Origin of the sequence: Streptomyces sp. NPDC086835, from assembly GCF_044745705.1 — a bacterium.
Taxonomy (GTDB): Bacteria; Actinomycetota; Actinomycetes; order Streptomycetales; family Streptomycetaceae; genus Streptomyces.
In genome coordinates, this window is the sequence record NZ_JBIVAU010000014.1 from 73,386 (window position 1) to 88,021 (window position 14,636).

At 72.5% G+C, this 14,636-nt stretch carries 13 protein-coding genes; 6 read left to right on the plus strand and 7 right to left on the minus strand.

What is annotated here, in order from left to right; all coding sequences use genetic code 11:
- Positions 1-17 precede the first annotated feature (17 nt).
- The 4 genes from ACIPJI_RS33325 (at position 18) to ACIPJI_RS33340 (ending at position 2,906) form a co-directional block, all read left to right on the plus strand.
- Complete coding sequence (locus ACIPJI_RS33325; protein WP_402250602.1) at positions 18-1,727, plus strand: FAD-dependent monooxygenase; 1,710 nt, start codon at positions 18-20, stop codon at positions 1,725-1,727.
- Positions 1,728-1,759: 32 nt separating this feature from the next.
- A complete protein-coding gene (locus ACIPJI_RS33330; RefSeq protein ID WP_312845644.1) occupies positions 1,760-1,846 on the plus strand; it encodes a putative leader peptide in 87 nt (28 codons plus the stop codon).
- Positions 1,847-2,022: 176 nt separating this feature from the next.
- On the plus strand, positions 2,023-2,523 hold the full coding sequence (locus tag ACIPJI_RS33335; RefSeq protein ID WP_402250604.1) for a cysteine dioxygenase: 501 nt from the start codon (positions 2,023-2,025) through the stop codon (positions 2,521-2,523).
- Complete coding sequence (locus ACIPJI_RS33340; RefSeq protein WP_307708617.1) at positions 2,520-2,906, plus strand: rhodanese-like domain-containing protein; 387 nt, start codon at positions 2,520-2,522, stop codon at positions 2,904-2,906. The genes ACIPJI_RS33335 and ACIPJI_RS33340 overlap by 4 nt, the downstream gene beginning before the upstream one ends.
- A gap of 46 nt (positions 2,907-2,952) precedes the next feature.
- Here ACIPJI_RS33340 and recX read toward each other — a convergent pair whose 3' ends face one another.
- From recX to ACIPJI_RS33360, 4 genes are all read right to left on the minus strand, one after another.
- Complete coding sequence (recX, locus tag ACIPJI_RS33345) at positions 2,953-3,525, minus strand: recombination regulator RecX (protein ID WP_307708616.1); 573 nt, start codon at positions 3,523-3,525, stop codon at positions 2,953-2,955.
- Between the two features lie 3 nt (positions 3,526-3,528).
- Positions 3,529-4,656, minus strand: coding sequence for a recombinase RecA (gene recA, locus ACIPJI_RS33350; protein WP_356621838.1), 1,128 nt, complete (start codon positions 4,654-4,656; stop codon positions 3,529-3,531).
- Between the two features lie 230 nt (positions 4,657-4,886).
- On the minus strand, positions 4,887-6,059 hold the full coding sequence (locus tag ACIPJI_RS33355) for an AI-2E family transporter (RefSeq protein ID WP_307710507.1): 1,173 nt from the start codon (positions 6,057-6,059) through the stop codon (positions 4,887-4,889).
- 335 nt (positions 6,060-6,394) lie between these two features.
- The gene (locus tag ACIPJI_RS33360; protein WP_159686234.1) at positions 6,395-6,589 is read right to left on the minus strand and encodes a DUF3046 domain-containing protein; all 195 of its coding nucleotides are present in this window, start codon (positions 6,587-6,589) and stop codon (positions 6,395-6,397) included.
- A gap of 79 nt (positions 6,590-6,668) precedes the next feature.
- Here ACIPJI_RS33360 and ACIPJI_RS33365 point away from each other — a divergent pair, with 79 nt between their 5' ends.
- Positions 6,669-7,604: a hypothetical protein gene (locus tag ACIPJI_RS33365; protein WP_307708613.1), complete on the plus strand. Its 936-nt coding sequence runs from the start codon at positions 6,669-6,671 to the stop codon at positions 7,602-7,604.
- Between the two features lie 188 nt (positions 7,605-7,792).
- Here the strand turns inward: ACIPJI_RS33365 and ACIPJI_RS33370 are convergent, their stop codons facing one another.
- From ACIPJI_RS33370 to ACIPJI_RS33380, 3 genes are read right to left on the minus strand one after another with little or no spacing between them, the layout of a single operon-like run.
- Positions 7,793-8,101, minus strand: a complete 309-nt coding sequence (locus ACIPJI_RS33370) for an AzlD domain-containing protein (RefSeq protein WP_189474613.1) — start codon at positions 8,099-8,101, stop codon at positions 7,793-7,795.
- Complete coding sequence (locus ACIPJI_RS33375; protein ID WP_402250607.1) at positions 8,098-9,018, minus strand: AzlC family ABC transporter permease; 921 nt, start codon at positions 9,016-9,018, stop codon at positions 8,098-8,100. The genes ACIPJI_RS33370 and ACIPJI_RS33375 overlap by 4 nt, the downstream gene beginning before the upstream one ends.
- Before the next feature lie 10 nt (positions 9,019-9,028).
- Positions 9,029-9,901 (minus strand): AraC family ligand binding domain-containing protein, encoded by an 873-nt coding sequence (locus tag ACIPJI_RS33380; RefSeq protein WP_402250609.1) that lies wholly within the window; start codon positions 9,899-9,901, stop codon positions 9,029-9,031.
- Positions 9,902-9,993: 92 nt separating this feature from the next.
- Between ACIPJI_RS33380 and ACIPJI_RS33385 the strand changes: the two genes are divergently transcribed.
- Positions 9,994-14,631: an ATP-dependent helicase gene (locus ACIPJI_RS33385; RefSeq protein WP_402250610.1), complete on the plus strand. Its 4,638-nt coding sequence runs from the start codon at positions 9,994-9,996 to the stop codon at positions 14,629-14,631.
- Positions 14,632-14,636: the final 5 nt, after the last annotated feature.

Below are 14,636 nucleotides of genomic sequence, written 5' to 3' on the forward strand. Positions count from 1 at the left end.
ACCCGGGGAGTCACGCCGTGGATCCGGTGATCGTGGTCGGCGCGGGTCCGGTCGGACTGGCGCTGTCACTCGCCCTCGCGGCACAGGGCGTCCCTTCGGTCGTGCTCGACGAGAGCAACGGCAAGGACGAGCCGCGCCCGGCCCGCACCGTCGTACTCCGTCCCGACACGGCCGACCTCATGTCACGGCTCGGCTGCGCAGCCGTGCGCCACGAAGGCACCCGGTGGAGCGGCTGGCGCTCGATGCTGCGCAAGCAGGAGCTGCGGCAACTGCCCCTCGACGGCGGCGGCGAGGACCACCGCCGGGACGACGGACACCACTGGGACAGGGACGACGCCTACTCCGGGGACGGACGCGACGGCGCGTACCAGCGGGGCGACAGGGGCGCCGGAGTCGACGGGGGCCCCGCCGCCCCCCTTCATATCCCCCAGCACAGCCTCTCTCGCGGACTGCGCGAAGCCGCCGCGGAGCACCGGCTCGTACGGCTCGTGACCGACAGCCGCCTCGACTCGCTGGAACAGGACGCCGGCGGCGTCGGCGTGCACACCAGGGGGCCCTCCGCCACTTGGTGGCGGGGCAGTTATCTGGTGGGCTGCGACGGCGCGAGGTCCACGGTCCGCAAGCTCCTCGGCATCCGTTTCCCGGGCCGTACGGCGGTGGAACGTCACGCCGTGGCCGCGCTGCGCACCGAACTGCCCTGGCCGGGCGAGGCGGTGCTGCACCGTCAGCCCCCGTGGAGCTCGGGCGGGGACGAGATCACCGCACGTCCGCTGCCGGACGGGACGTGGCGACTTGACTGGCTGCTTCCGCCCCGCGGCGAGCTGGTGACGCCGGAGGCACTCGTGGCGCGGGTCCGTGACACTCTGGCCGGCTGGTGCGGCGGTACGCCGCCGTACGAACTGCTCGACACCGGCGTCTACACCCTTCATCACCGCCTCGCCCGGCGCTGGCGCGTGGACCGGGCCTTCCTCGCGGGCGACGCGGCGCACCTGCTGGGAGCGATCGGCGCCCAAGGGCTCGACGAGGGTCTGCGCGACGTGGACAACCTGGCCTGGAAGCTGGCGCAGGCCTGGCATCACGGTGCGTCACAAACACTGCTGGACAGCTACCAGGCCGAGCGGCGCACCGCCGTCGCCGCACGGCTGCGCGCCGCCGACCAGTCCCTGCCGATACTGCGCAGCGGCAGCGGGCTGCGCATGTATCTCCCCGGCGCCGCCCGGGGACACGACGCGATGCTCACCGACGCGCATCTCGGGCGGGGGGCCCTCGGCGCGCCGCCCGTCTACACGCATTCACCGCTCACCCCGGAGCCCACCGGTCCGCAGACACTGGCGGGCGCCGTACCGGGCTCACCGGTCGCCGACGTACAAGTGACGGCTCCCGACGGCACATGCGCCCGCTTGCGGGACCGGCTGTGCCGGGGGCGGTTGCTGGTCGTACTGGTGGCGCCGGGCACCGGAGTGTGGGACCGGCGGCACTGGGCCGGCGCGGGCATCATGCCGCGGCTGGAAACAGCGGTGTCCGGCCTGCCGGTGCCGGCGGAACTGCTGGTGACGGAGAGGTACCCGGGCGCCTCCGCGCACACCGTGCTGCTCGTACGGCCCGACGGACATCTGGTGGCCGCTTTCGCGGGGGTGCGGCCCGCCGAGCTGTACGCCGCCGCGGACATCGCGAGAGGAGGGGACCCCGCCACGGCGGGCGGTGACCGCACTGCGGACATCGATTGATTCACGATGGCCGGCGTGGTGTACTCCCGAGCATGAACGACACTGATGTGCGCCTGTGGCGGAGGGTCCATATGGACCTCGTCCGCTACGCGGGCTGCGTGTGTCGGCCGTCCTGCTGAATTCGCCTTCCCTTCGCGCCGTGGCCTCTGGCCCGTGCGCTCACCAGCGAACCCCAGGACGGTTTTCCGTGTCCCACCCTGCTCCGCTCCCCCCTGCCTCGGCGCCCCCGGCCCGCCCTGCTCCCGGGTCCTCCGCCGATCCCGTTCCCCTCACCGGTTCCTGGCCCGCCCCAAGCATGACGGGCGCGCCGACCTCCGCAGAGCTGCTCGACTTCGTGCGGCACGCCGCCGCCGACAAGGAACTGCTCGCTTCGCTGCCTCTCGACCCCGAGGGACGCACCTGGCTGCGGCTCGAAGGACCGCGCGGCAGTGAGGCGTGGCTCATCGGCTGGCCGCCCGGCACCGGCACCGGCTGGCACGACCACGCCGACTCGGTCGGGGCGTTCGCCACGGCGGAGGGCGTGCTGAAGGAGAACTCTCTCGCCGTGCGGCTCCCCTCTGCCGGCTGGAAGACGCTCGAACTCGACGACGGTGTGGACCGCGAGCGACACCTGGCCGCCGGCCGGTCCCGCGCCTTCGGTACGCACCATGTGCACGAGGTGCTCAACGAGTCGTCCGTCGAGCATGCCGTCTCGGTCCATGCGTACTATCCGCCGCTGCCGCTGATGAGGCGCTACAGCCGGTCGGGGGCCGTTCTCCGTCTCGAGCACGTCGAGCACCCGGAGGACTGGCAGTGAGCGGGCCTCCGGGGATCGACGAGTACCTGGAGCGGGTACGGCAAGGGCTCGAACGGATCGGCCCGCACGAGGCCTTCGAGGCGGCGGCCGACGGGGCGCTGCTGGTCGACATCCGCTACCAGGCACTGCGTGAGCGCGACGGGCTGATTCCCGGGGCGCTGGTCGTGGAGCGCAATGAACTGGAATGGCGGCTGGACCCGCAGGGCAGTCATCGCCTCCCCGAGGCGGTCGGCCACGACCTGCGGATCGTGGTGATCTGCAACGAGGGTTACGCCTCCTCCCTCGCGGCGCTGTCCCTGCACCAGCTGGGACTACGGCGTGCGACCGACCTCGTCGGTGGTTTCCAGGCATGGAAGTCGGCGGGACTGCCGGTCACGCGGTAGTCCGCGGCCCGGACGCGTCCCTGGCCGGCGCCGGGGTCCGGTACGTCTAGTACCCCACGTCGTCCAGGTCCGCCGTGTCCTCGCCCTCTTCCTCCAAAGCACGCCTCACCACCCGCAGGGCCATGCCCTCGGAGTAGCCCTTGCGGGCCAGCATCCCGGCCAGCCGGCGGAGACGACGGTCACGCTCCAGGCCCCTGGTGGAGCGCAGTTTCCGCGCCACCAGCTCGCGGGCCGTCGCCTCCTCCTGGTCGGAGTCGAGCTGCCCCACAGCCTCGTCGATCAGCGCGGAATCCACGCCCTTGGTACGCAACTCCCGCGCGAGGGCCCGCCGGGCAAGGCCCCGGCCGTGATGCCGGGACTCCACCCACGCGTCCGCGAAGGCGGCGTCGTTGATCAGCCCCACGTCCTCGAAGCGGGAGAGGACCTCCTCGGCCACTTCCGGAGGGATCTCGCGTTTGTGCAGCGCGTCCGCGAGCTGTTTGCGGGTGCGCGGGGTCCCGGTGAGCAGGCGCAGGCAGATGGCCCGCGCCCGCTCCGCCGGATCCTTGGGTGACAGCTCCTTCTCGGCCCTCGACGAGTCGGGGCTGTCACCCGGCCATTCGGTACGCCGGGCGGCCATGTGCTACCCCTTGGCCGCCGCCGTCTTGGCCGTCTTCGCCTTGGACGCGGGTGCGGGCACGGACTTCGCCGTGTCCTCGGCCGGAACTGCTCCGGCCGCCGCGTCCGCACCCGGTTCCGCCGCCGGGGTCTCCGGCCTGACGCCGACGCCGAGCTTCTCCTTGATCTTCTTCTCGATCTCGTTGGCGAGATCGGGGTTGTCCTTCAGGAAGTTACGGGCGTTCTCCTTGCCCTGACCCAGCTGGTCGCCCTCGTACGTGTACCAGGCGCCGGCCTTGCGGACGAAGCCGTGCTCCACGCCCATGTCGATCAGACCACCCTCGCGGCTGATGCCCTGGCCGTAGAGGATGTCGAACTCGGCCTGCTTGAAGGGCGGGGCGACCTTGTTCTTGACGACCTTGACGCGGGTGCGGTTGCCGACCGCGTCCGTGCCGTCCTTCAAGGTCTCGATACGACGGATGTCCAGACGCACCGAGGCGTAGAACTTCAGCGCCCGGCCACCGGTCGTGGTCTCCGGGGAGCCGAACATCACACCGATCTTCTCGCGGAGCTGGTTGATGAAGATCGCGGTGGTCTTGGACTGGTTCAGCGCGCTGGTGATCTTCCGGAGCGCCTGGCTCATCAGCCGCGCCTGCAGACCGACGTGCGAGTCGCCCATCTCGCCCTCGATCTCCGCCTTGGGCACAAGGGCCGCGACGGAGTCGATGACAATCAGGTCGAGCGCGCCGGAGCGGACGAGCATGTCGACGATCTCCAGCGCCTGCTCGCCGTTGTCCGGCTGGGACAGGATCAGGTTGTCGATGTCGACGCCGAGCTTCTTGGCGTACTCCGGGTCGAGGGCGTGCTCCGCGTCCACGAAGGCCACCGCTCCGCCCGCCTTCTGGGCGTTGGCCACGGCGTGCAGCGTGAGGGTCGTCTTACCGGAGGACTCCGGTCCGTACACCTCCACCACACGCCCGCGCGGCAGGCCGCCGACGCCGAGGGCGACGTCGAGGGCGGTCGACCCGGTGGGGATGACCTCGATGGGCTCGTTCGGTCGCTCGCCCAGCCGCATCACGGCACCCTTGCCGAATTGGCGTTCAATCTGTGCGAGCGCGGCGTCGAGCGCCTTCTCGCGGTCGGTTCCTGCCATGGGTTCCACCCGATTTGCTTGTGTCGATCGCTTCACGTCAAAGACGCTAACCCCTGCCACTGACAATGGGCCCCGACGTCCGGCCGGCCTGTGGACAACTCGCGGGAGCGAGGGCCGGAATCCCATAAGAATGGATGTTCGATTTTACTGTCAAGCTCACCACGCGGGGGCCGGAAACCTGTGTGGTTCGGCCCCGCGTCCGGCCCGGCGGGCCCCTCGGCGGACGTGGCTCAGGACCCGGAGCCGGCCTGCGGGGGCACCCCACCGGGTGAGCCCTCGGCTGTGGACGGAGCCTGCCGGCCGTTCCCCAACGCGCTGCGCACCCGCGCCAGCCGGCCGCCACCGTGCCTGCTGTGGGCGTGGACCCGCGGGTCGTCGGTCACCGTGTACCGCTTCACGTACGCCCCGAGAAACGCCTGGAGGGTGGCGACCGCCGGGATCGCGATCAGCGCGCCGACCGCCCCGAGCAGGGCGGTACCCGCCACGACCGAGCCGAAGGCCACCGCCGGGTGGATGTCCACCGTCCTGGCGGTGAGCTTCGGCTGCAGCACGTAGTTCTCGAACTGCTGGTAGATCACGACGAAGCCGAGGACCCACAGGGCGTACCAGGGATCGATCGTGAACGCGATCAGCATCGGCAGCGCGCCCGCCAGGTACGTGCCGATGGTCGGGATGAACTGCGAGACCAGGCCGACCCAGACCGCGAGGGCCGGGGCGTACGGCACCCCGAGGATCTCCAGCAGGATGTAGTGCGCGACTCCGGAGATCAGCGCCATCAGTCCGCGTGAGTAGAGGTAACCGCCGGTCTTGTCGACCGCGATCTCCCAGGCCCGAAGGACCTCCGTCTGCTTGGCCGGGGGCAGTACGGAGCACAGCGCGCGGCGCAGCCGGGGCCCGTCGGCCGCGAAGTAGAACGAGAACAGGAAGATCGTCAGCAGTTTGAACAGTCCGCCGAGCACTGTCGCCGAGACGTCCAGCACACCGGTGGCGCTGTTCTGTACGTATTTCCTCAGCCAGTCGGACCGCAGCAGGCTGTCCTGGACCTCCACCCGGGACAGTTCCGTCTGGAAGGTGGTGTTGATCCAGCGGATGACCGAGTCGAGGTACTGGGGGAAGTCCTCGACCATCTCGACGATCTGGCCGGCCAGCATCGAGCCGAGCAGGACGACGAACCCCACCCCCGCGACGAGCACCGCGAAGAAGACCAGGAAGGTGGCGAGACCCCGGCGCATCCCACGGGCCGCCATCCGCCCCACCGCGGGCTCGATCGCCAGCGCCAGGAAGAAGGCGATCAGAACGTTGATCAAGAGGCCGATGAGCTGGTGGAAGGCCCAGCTGCCGAGCTGGAAGCAGGCGTAGAGCGCCAGCGCGAGGATCAACGCGCGTGGCAGCCAGCGCGGCATTCGGCCCGAACCGCCGCTGCCGGCGTCGGCCCCCGGGGGCGGGGACGCCGGCGGAGCTGTGGGCGCCGTGGTGCCCTGTGCGGGGATCCCCGCCGCGGCCTCGTCCGACGCGACCGTGTCCGGCGCGGTCCTCTCGTCAGCGGTCATGTCGTCAGCGGTCCGTCCTGTGCGGTGGCGTTTGCGGTCGGGCCGGTGCGGCCTCGTCCTGTACAGGCTCGTTTCCGTACGGGCCCGCCCCTGGGGCCCTGCCTCGTGCTGTCGTGTGCGTCCTGTCGGTCGTGGCCATCGGCTCAGTGTGGCTCACCGGGAGGACCGCGAGCTGCCCGCCCGGTGGCTCACCGCTTGTCCGCGGGAATGTCCATGGCGGCGCAGACGGCGCGCCACACGTCCTTCGCCTCCCAGCCGGCGGCCAGGGCCTCATGGATCGTGCGGCCGCCCAGCTCGGCCATCACATGGTCCCGTGCGAAGGAGTCCGCGTACGCCGCACCGAAGTGGTCGGCCATGCGTTCCCAGAAAATCGTCAACCGCATGACCTCAGTATCCCGCCCCTGAGAGTGCAGCCCTGTCGGTCCGCCTTGCTGAAAGCCCTTTCCGCTCTACCGTCGGGACATGGCTGGAAACGGAGCAACCCCCGACCCCTCCCCCGCGTCCGCACTCGCACGCGCCGAGCGCTTCATCTGGCTGACGGCCCGGGTGCTGGAGCAGCGGCGGTTCGCCTACCACTTCCTCGCCGGCGGCTCCGACGCGGTCGAGACGGCACTGACCGCCTACCTCAATGAGGACGGCGGCTACGGCCACGCCCTCGAGCCCGACCTCCGCGGCCCGGTCAGCCAGCCCCTGCACACGGCGCACGCCCTGCGGGTGCTGGACTCGATCGGCCGCTGCGGCGGGCTCAGGGTGGAGCGGATGTGCCGCTATTTCACCGAGGTGTCCACACGGGACGGGGCTCTGCCGGCCGTCCACCCCTCCCAGCGCGCCTACCCGGCCGCCCCGTTCCTGCCGATCGTCGACGACCCTCCGAGCGAGCTGCTCGCGACGGGGCCGGTGGTCGGTCTGCTGCACCGCAACGAGGTGTGGCACGCATGGCTGTTCCGGGCCACGGACTTCTGCTGGTCGGCGGTCGACGCGATCGAGAAGTCGCATCCTTACGAGATCCAGGCGGCGATCGCCTTCCTGGACGGCGTACCGGACAGCACACGCGCGCAGGCAGCGGCGGACCGGCTCGGCACGCTCGTGCGCGAGCAGCGGCTCGTCGCGCTGGACCCAGGCCGGCTCGACCAGCAGCCGGTGGCCCCCGGCTACGCCCCGGGCGAGCATCATTTCGCCTACGACTACGCCCGCAGACCCGATTCCCTCGCCCGCCGCTGGTTCACGGACGAGGAGATGAACCGGGCCCTGGAGCACCTCGCGGCCGGGCAGCAGCAGGACGGCGGGTGGCCCATCACCTGGCCGGAGTGGGCCCCGGGCACGGCTCTGGAGTCGCGGCCGATCGTGACGATCGAGGCGCTGCGGACCCTGCGGGCGCACGGCCACCCCATCGAGTGAAGCGGGTGCCGATACACAGCCGTGCCGGCCGCACAGGGCCTCTTGCCGGCGTGCCGACCGCGCAGGCCCCATAGCCGCCGACGTGCCGGCCGCGCAGGATGTCCGGTCGGCGTTCCGGTCGCAGAACCCCTGACCCGCGTGCCGGCCGCGCAGGACCTGGCACCGGCGCGTTCCAGCCGCCGCGCGCGTCAGCCTCCCAGCGCCCGCACACCCGCCGTCACGGCCACCGCGACCCCGACCACCACCAGGAACGGGGCGCGCAGCAGCAATGCGAGCGCCGCCGCACCGACTCCTGCGGCCCGTGCGTCGAGGACCAGCGACTGCCCCGTGCTGAACGTCTGCTGTGCGGTCAGTGCGGCCAGCAGGGCGACGGGCAGCAGGGCCGCCAGCCGCTGCACGAGTGGCCGTTCCAGGGTGTCGGCCGGCACCAGCAGGCCGACGAGTTTCACGAGGTAGCAGCCGACCGCCGTCGCCCCGATCGCGATCCAGATGCTCATCGTCCCGGCTCCTTCCGCTGTGCCTTCTTCGTCCGGCCCGCGCCGTCCCGGGTCGAGCCGTCACCCTTCACGCCGTCGCCGATCGCGCGCCCCTTGAGCCACAGGACCGCGGGAGCGGCCACCGCCGCCACCAGCACCGGCACCCCGGCGGGCAGCACCGGCAGGAAGCCGAGGCCGAGGAGGACCGCGAGGCCGGCCACCGCGCGTTCGGTGGCGGTCCGCAGCATCGGCGCGAGCAGCGCGAGGAAGACGGCCGGACCCGCCGCGTCGATCCCCCACGCGTCGGTGTCGCCGATGGCTTCCGCCCCGAGCGCCCCGAGGAGCGTGGTCAGGTTCCACAGCACGTAGAGCGTCAGGCCGGTCACGGTGAAGCCGAGCCGCGCACTGCGCCGCGTCGGCTGGGCGAGAGCTACAGCGGTGGTCTCGTCGATGACCCAGTGCGCGGCGAGAGGCCGTACGAAGCGGGGCAGCGCGAGCAGTTGTGAAAGCCGCAGCCCGTAGAAAGCGTTGCGCACGCCGAGGAAGAAGGCTCCCGCCGCGGCGGCGAGAGGATTGCCGCCGGCCGCGATCGCGCCCACGAGCGCGAACTGCGACGCCCCGGTGAACACCAGCAGGCTGAGCACGCAGGTCTGCAGAAGGGTCAGGCCGGAGCCCGCCGAGGTCACACCGAAGGCGAAACCGGAGAGGCCGACGGCTATCCCGACGCCGAGTGCGTCTCTGACGACGGCCGAGTCGGGCTTCGGTTCCCCGGGCGCGGAGGACGCGTCCCCGGGCGCGGATCCGGGTCGCGGCCCGCCCGCGCCCCCGCTTCCGGGCGGGGGCCCCTCGGTGCGCGTCGCCGCGAGCGCCGTGGACGGCGCGGCGGTCGCGTAGGCCTCCCCGGCCGGTATGTCTGATCGAGCTGTCTGTTCTGCCACGCCAGGGACGTTACGCAGGGCTCCCGCCTGCGGTCTTGTACGTTCTTGCGCGCTCCCGGCGATAGGCGCCCGGGGGGACGCCGACGATCCGGGTGAAGTGGCGGTTCAGGTGCGGCTGGTCGGTGAAACCGACCGCGACGGCCGCCTCCGACGGGGCCGTGCCGGCGTCCAGGAGGAGGCGTGCACGCCGGACGCGCGCGTCCGTGAGCCAGGTGTGCGGCGGGAGCCCGTAGGCGGCCTTGAAGGCACGGAGCAGTGCGAAGGGCCCGACACCGACCTCCTGCGCCAGTTGCTCGAGCGACGGCGGGTCGGCCATCCGCTCCTCGAGGAGCTGCTTCGCGGCGGCCGCCGTCCGCGCACCCGCCGCCAGGGGCTTGCGCGACGGGAGCGAGCGCCCGTGGCGGCGCAGCAGTGTGGCGACGGTGATGCGCAGGACACTGTCGGCGGCCAGGGCGTTGCCCGCCTCGGCCGCCCGGTGCACCTCGTGCACCAGCCTGGCGGTGTTCGGGTCCTCGACGATCGTCTCCGCGAAGCCGGCCGTCCCGCGCAGGGTCGTCGTCTCCTCGGCGATCGAGGCGACGAGCTGCGAGGACGGGTAGAGCGTGGAGTACACCCAGCCCTCGGGCACACCCGCCTTGGCCGAGTGCGGCACCTCGGGGTTGATCATGACGACGGTGCCGGGCCTCGCCCGCACCGTGCCCTCGGGAAGGAAGACGTCCTCGATGCCGCGGCGGACCGCACCCACGACGAACCCCTCATGGCTGTGCCGGGAGAAGGAATGGCGCACGTAGCGCGCCTGCAGCAGATCGAGACCGGGCACGCCCGGGTACTGCCAGTGCCGTGCCCACTCGCCGTCCCTCTCCGGCGCCGCTTCCTCTTCCATGCAGCCCATTCTGCTCCCGCGCCCCGTCCGGCGGCCCGGCCGGTCCATGTCCCGGACAGGCGTTGTCAGTGGTCGGGTGCACGATGGTGGGCATGGCCAGGACTGCGCTCGACTCCTTCTCCCCCGCGACCCGAGGCTGGTTCTCGGGGGCGTTCAACGCGCCCACCGCCGCGCAGGAGGGGGCGTGGAAGGCCATCGGCGAGGGCTCGGACGTGCTGGTCGTGGCGCCCACCGGATCCGGCAAGACGCTGGCCGCCTTCCTCGCCGCCCTGGACCGGCTCGCTTCCACGCCGCCGCCTGCGGAGGCGAAGAAGCGCTGCCGCGTGCTGTACGTGTCACCCCTGAAGGCTCTGGCGGTCGATGTGGAGCGCAACCTCCGCAGCCCGCTGACGGGGATCAGGCAGGAGTCGGTCCGGCTCGGCCTGCCGGAGCCCGAGGTGCGGGTCGGGATCCGCTCGGGCGACACGCCCCCCGCGGAGCGCAGGTCGCTGGTCACCCGGCCGCCGGACATCCTGATCACCACTCCCGAGTCGCTCTTCCTGATGCTCACCTCGTCCGCCCGGGAGGCGCTGGCGGGCGTGGAGACGGTGATCCTCGACGAGGTCCACGCCGTCGCGGGCACCAAGAGGGGCGCCCATCTCGCCGTGTCCCTGGAGCGCCTCGACGAGCTGCTGCCCCGCCCTGCCCGCCGGATCGGCCTGTCGGCCACGGTGCGGCCGGTGGACGAGGTGGCCCGCTATCTGTCGCCGCAGCGCCGGGTGGAGATCGTCCAGCCGGTGTCCGGCAAGGAGTTCGACCTCTCCGTGGTCGTCCCGGTGGAGGACCTGGGCGAGCTCGGAGGCTCGCCCGCCTCCGACACCGGCGACGGGGTCGCCGAGAAGCCGTCGATCTGGCCGCATGTCGAGGAGCGCATCGCCGATCTCGTCCAGGCCCACCGTTCCACGATCGTCTTCGCCAACTCCCGCCGTCTTGCCGAGCGGCTGTGCAACCGCCTGAACGAGATCGCGTACGAACGGGCCACGGGCGCACCCATGCCCGAGGACGGGCCGCCGGCGGAGATCATGGCGCAGTCCGGGGCTGCCCGGGGCGCCCCGCCGCTGCTCGCCCGCGCTCACCACGGCTCGGTGTCCAAGGAGCAGCGGGCCCTCGTCGAGGAGGACTTGAAGGCGGGCCGCCTGCCCGCGGTCGTCGCCACGTCGAGCCTGGAACTGGGCATCGACATGGGCGCGGTGGACCTGGTCGTCCAGGTCGAGTCACCGCCGTCCGTGGCGTCCGGTCTCCAGCGGGTCGGCCGGGCGGGCCACCAGGTGGGCGCGGTCTCCACGGGTGTGGTCTTCCCCAAGTACCGGGGCGATCTGGTGCAGGCGGCGGTGGTCACCGAGCGCATGCGCACCGGCTCCATCGAGTCGTTGCGCATCCCGTCGAACCCTCTGGACGTGCTGGCCCAGCAGCTGGTCGCCATGGTCGCCCTGGACAGCTGGCAGTCCGACGACCTGCTGGCGCTGGTCCGTCGTGCCGCGCCGTTCGCCGCACTGCCCGAGTCGGCCTTCACCGCCGTTCTCGACATGCTCGCCGGCCGCTATCCCTCCGACGCGTTCGCCGAGTTGCGCCCACGCGTGGTCTGGGACCGTGTCGCGGGGACGGTCACCGGCCGCCCCGGGGCGCAGCGCCTCGCCGTGACCTCCGGAGGCACCATCCCGGACCGCGGCCTCTTCGGCGTCTTCCTCGCCGGCGCCGACCCCAAGAAAGGCGGCGGCCGCGTCGGTGAGCTCGACGAGGAGATGGTCTACGAGTCACGCGTCGGCGATGTGTTCACGCTGGGCACCACCTCCTGGCGGATCGAGGACATCACCCGCGACCGGGTGCTGGTCTCCCCCGCCCCGGGGGTGCCCGGGCGGCTCCCGTTCTGGAAGGGCGACCAGCTGGGCCGGCCGCTGGAGCTCGGACGAGCCGTCGGCGCTTTCCTGCGGGAGGTAGGCGGGCTCACACCCGAGGACGGCCGACTGCGCCTGCTGGCCGCCGGTCTGGATGCCTGGGCCGCGGACAATGTGCTGGCCTACCTCGACGAACAGCGCCGGGCCTGCGGCCATGTCCCCGACGACCGGACGATCCTGGTGGAGCGGTTCCGGGACGAGCTGGGCGACTGGCGGGTCGTGATCCATTCCCCGTTCGGCGCCCAGGTCCACGCGCCGTGGGCACTGGCGCTGGGCGCGCGTCTCGCCGAGCGCTACGGCATGGACGCGCAGGTGATGCACGCCGACGACGGCATCGTGCTGCGCCTGCCGGACGCCGACCTGATGGGGCTCGACCTGCTCGACCAGGACCCGGTGCGTCCGGACGCCTCACCGGACGGGGCGTACGACAGCGAGCAGGCGCCCGTCGGTGCGACGGACGCCGTCTTCGACAAGGGCGAGATCAGTCAGATCGTGACGGACCAGGTCGGCGGATCCGCCCTGTTCGCCTCCCGGTTCCGCGAGTGCGCCGCCCGCGCGCTGCTGCTGCCGCGCCGCAGTCCCGGTAAGCGCACCCCGCTGTGGCAGCAGCGGCAGCGCGCCGCCCAGTTGTTGCAGGTCGCCAGTGAGTTCGGTTCGTTCCCGATCGTCCTGGAAGCGGTCCGCGAGTGCCTCCAGGACGTCTTCGACGTCCCCGGGCTCACCGAACTGATGGGTGACATCGAGTCCCGCCGCGTCCGTCTGGTCGAGGTCACCACCCCCGAGCCCTCCCCCTTCGCCCGCTCCCTGCTGTTCGGCTACGTCGCCCAGTTCCTGTACGAGGGGGACTCGCCGCTCGCCGAGCGCCGGGCCGCCGCCCTGTCCCTGGACTCCCGGCTGCTGTCCGAGCTGCTCGGCCAGGCGGAGCTGAGGGAACTGCTGGACGCCGATGTGCTCACCGAGCTGGAGCGGGAGCTGCAGTGGCTGACCGAGGAGCGGCGGATCAAGGACGTGGAGGGCGTGGCCGACCTGCTGCGCGTCCTCGGTCCGCTGACCGAGGCGGAGCTCGTCGAGCGCGGCAGCGACCCCGCCTGGCCGCAGGAGCTCGCCGCGACCCGTCGCGCCATCCGCGTCCGCATCGCCGGCGCCGACCACTGGGCGGCGGTGGAGGACGCGGGGCGGCTGCGTGACGCGCTGGGCACGGCGCTGCCCGTGGGCGTCCCGGAGGCGTTCACCGAGCCGGTCAAGGACCCGTTCGGTGACCTGCTCGCCCGGTTCGCCCGCACCCACGGCCCCTTCACCTCCGCCCAGGCCGCCGCCCGCTTCGGCCTCGGCGCCGCGGTCACCGACGGCGGACTCCAGCGCCTGGCCGCGAGCGGCAGGGTCGTACAGGGCGAGTTCCATCCCTCCGGCATCGGCCAGGAGTGGTGCGACGCCGGCGTGCTGCGCCGGCTGCGCAGGCGTTCCCTGGCCGCGCTCCGGCACGAGCTGGAGCCGGTGCCGCCCGCCGCGCTGGCCTCCTTCCTGCCCCAATGGCAGCACCTGGGGAGCAGCAGCCTGCGCGGCATCGACGGCCTCGCCCGCGCCATCGAGCAACTGCAGGGCGCCTCCGTACCGGCCTCCGCCTTGGAGAAGCTGGTCCTCCCGTCCCGTGTCTCCCACTACAGCAGCACCCTCCTCGACGAACTGACCACGAGTGGCGAGGTGTTGTGGGCGGGTGCCGGCGCTCTGCCCGGCAAGGACGGCTGGGTCTCGCTCTATCTGGCCGACGCCGCCCCCCTGCTGCTGCCCCCACCGCACCCGCTGGAGCTGACGGCGCTGCACGAATCGGTGCTCACCGCTCTCTTGGGTGGATACGGCCTGTTCTTCCGCCAGATCGCCGACCAGGTCCGCGCCACCACGCATCCCGATGCCACCGACCCGCAACTGGCCGACGCCGTATGGGATCTCGCCTGGTCCGGCCGGCTCACCAACGACACGCTCGCACCGCTGCGGGCCATGCTCGGCTCAGGTCGCACGGCGGGCTCCACGGCCCACCGCGCCAGGCGCACGGTCCCCCGTGGCCGCTACGGAAGCTTGACGGCAGCGGCCCGTCCCGCCTCGCGCACCGGTCCTCCCACGGTGAGCGGCCGCTGGTCGCTGCTGCCGTCCCTCGAGCAGGATCCGACCCACCGGGCGCACGCCCTGGCCCGGACCCTGCTGGACCGCCACGGCGTGGTGACGCGGGGCGCCGTCGCGGCGGAGGGCGTGGAGGGCGGCTTCTCCGCCGTGTACCGCGTCCTGTCGGCCTTCGAGGACAGCGGACAGGCGCGCCGTGGCTATGTCGTCGAAGGGCTGGGCGCCGCCCAGTTCGCGATGGACGGCGCGGTCGACCGCCTGCGAGCGGCGTCCTCCGCGCGGGACCGTGCCGAGGGCCAGGCCGCGCCCCGCGCGGTGGTGCTGGCGGCTGCCGACCCCGCGAACGCCTACGGGGCGGCGCTGCCCTGGCCGGAACCACCTGAGGGCGCCGGCCACAAGCCGGGCAGGAAGGCGGGCTCCCTGGTGGTCCTGGTCGACGGGGAGCTGACGCTGTACATGGAGCGCGGCGGCAAGACGCTGCTCGCCTGGGCCACCGACCCGGATGCGCCCGCCCTGCACGCGGCGGCCGGCGCGCTCGCCGCCGCGGCCCGCGAAGGCGCCCTCGGGACGGTCACGGTGGAGCGCGCCAACGGAGCCCCGGCCCTGACGGCACCCCTGGCCCGAGCCCTGGAGAGCGCCGGATTCCATGCCACACCGCGGGGGCTGCGCCTGCGCCCGTGACCGCC

Coding starts and splice junctions, on each gene's coding strand:
- ACIPJI_RS33380 (WP_402250609.1), bottom strand. CDS start 9,901: ATGGAAGAGGAAGCGGCGCCGGAGAGGGACGGCGAGTGGGCACGGCAC.
- ACIPJI_RS33360 (WP_159686234.1), bottom strand. CDS start 6,589: ATGCGGTTGACGATTTTCTGGGAACGCATGGCCGACCACTTCGGTGCG.
- recX (WP_307708616.1), bottom strand. CDS start 3,525: ATGGCCGCCCGGCGTACCGAATGGCCGGGTGACAGCCCCGACTCGTCG.
- ACIPJI_RS33335 (WP_402250604.1), top strand. CDS start 2,023: ATGACGGGCGCGCCGACCTCCGCAGAGCTGCTCGACTTCGTGCGGCAC.
- ACIPJI_RS33365 (WP_307708613.1), top strand. CDS start 6,669: ATGGCTGGAAACGGAGCAACCCCCGACCCCTCCCCCGCGTCCGCACTC.
- ACIPJI_RS33355 (WP_307710507.1), bottom strand. CDS start 6,059: ATGCCGCGCTGGCTGCCACGCGCGTTGATCCTCGCGCTGGCGCTCTAC.
- recA (WP_356621838.1), bottom strand. CDS start 4,656: ATGGCAGGAACCGACCGCGAGAAGGCGCTCGACGCCGCGCTCGCACAG.
- ACIPJI_RS33385 (WP_402250610.1), top strand. CDS start 9,994: ATGGCCAGGACTGCGCTCGACTCCTTCTCCCCCGCGACCCGAGGCTGG.
- ACIPJI_RS33330 (WP_312845644.1), top strand. CDS start 1,760: ATGAACGACACTGATGTGCGCCTGTGGCGGAGGGTCCATATGGACCTC.
- ACIPJI_RS33370 (WP_189474613.1), bottom strand. CDS start 8,101: ATGAGCATCTGGATCGCGATCGGGGCGACGGCGGTCGGCTGCTACCTC.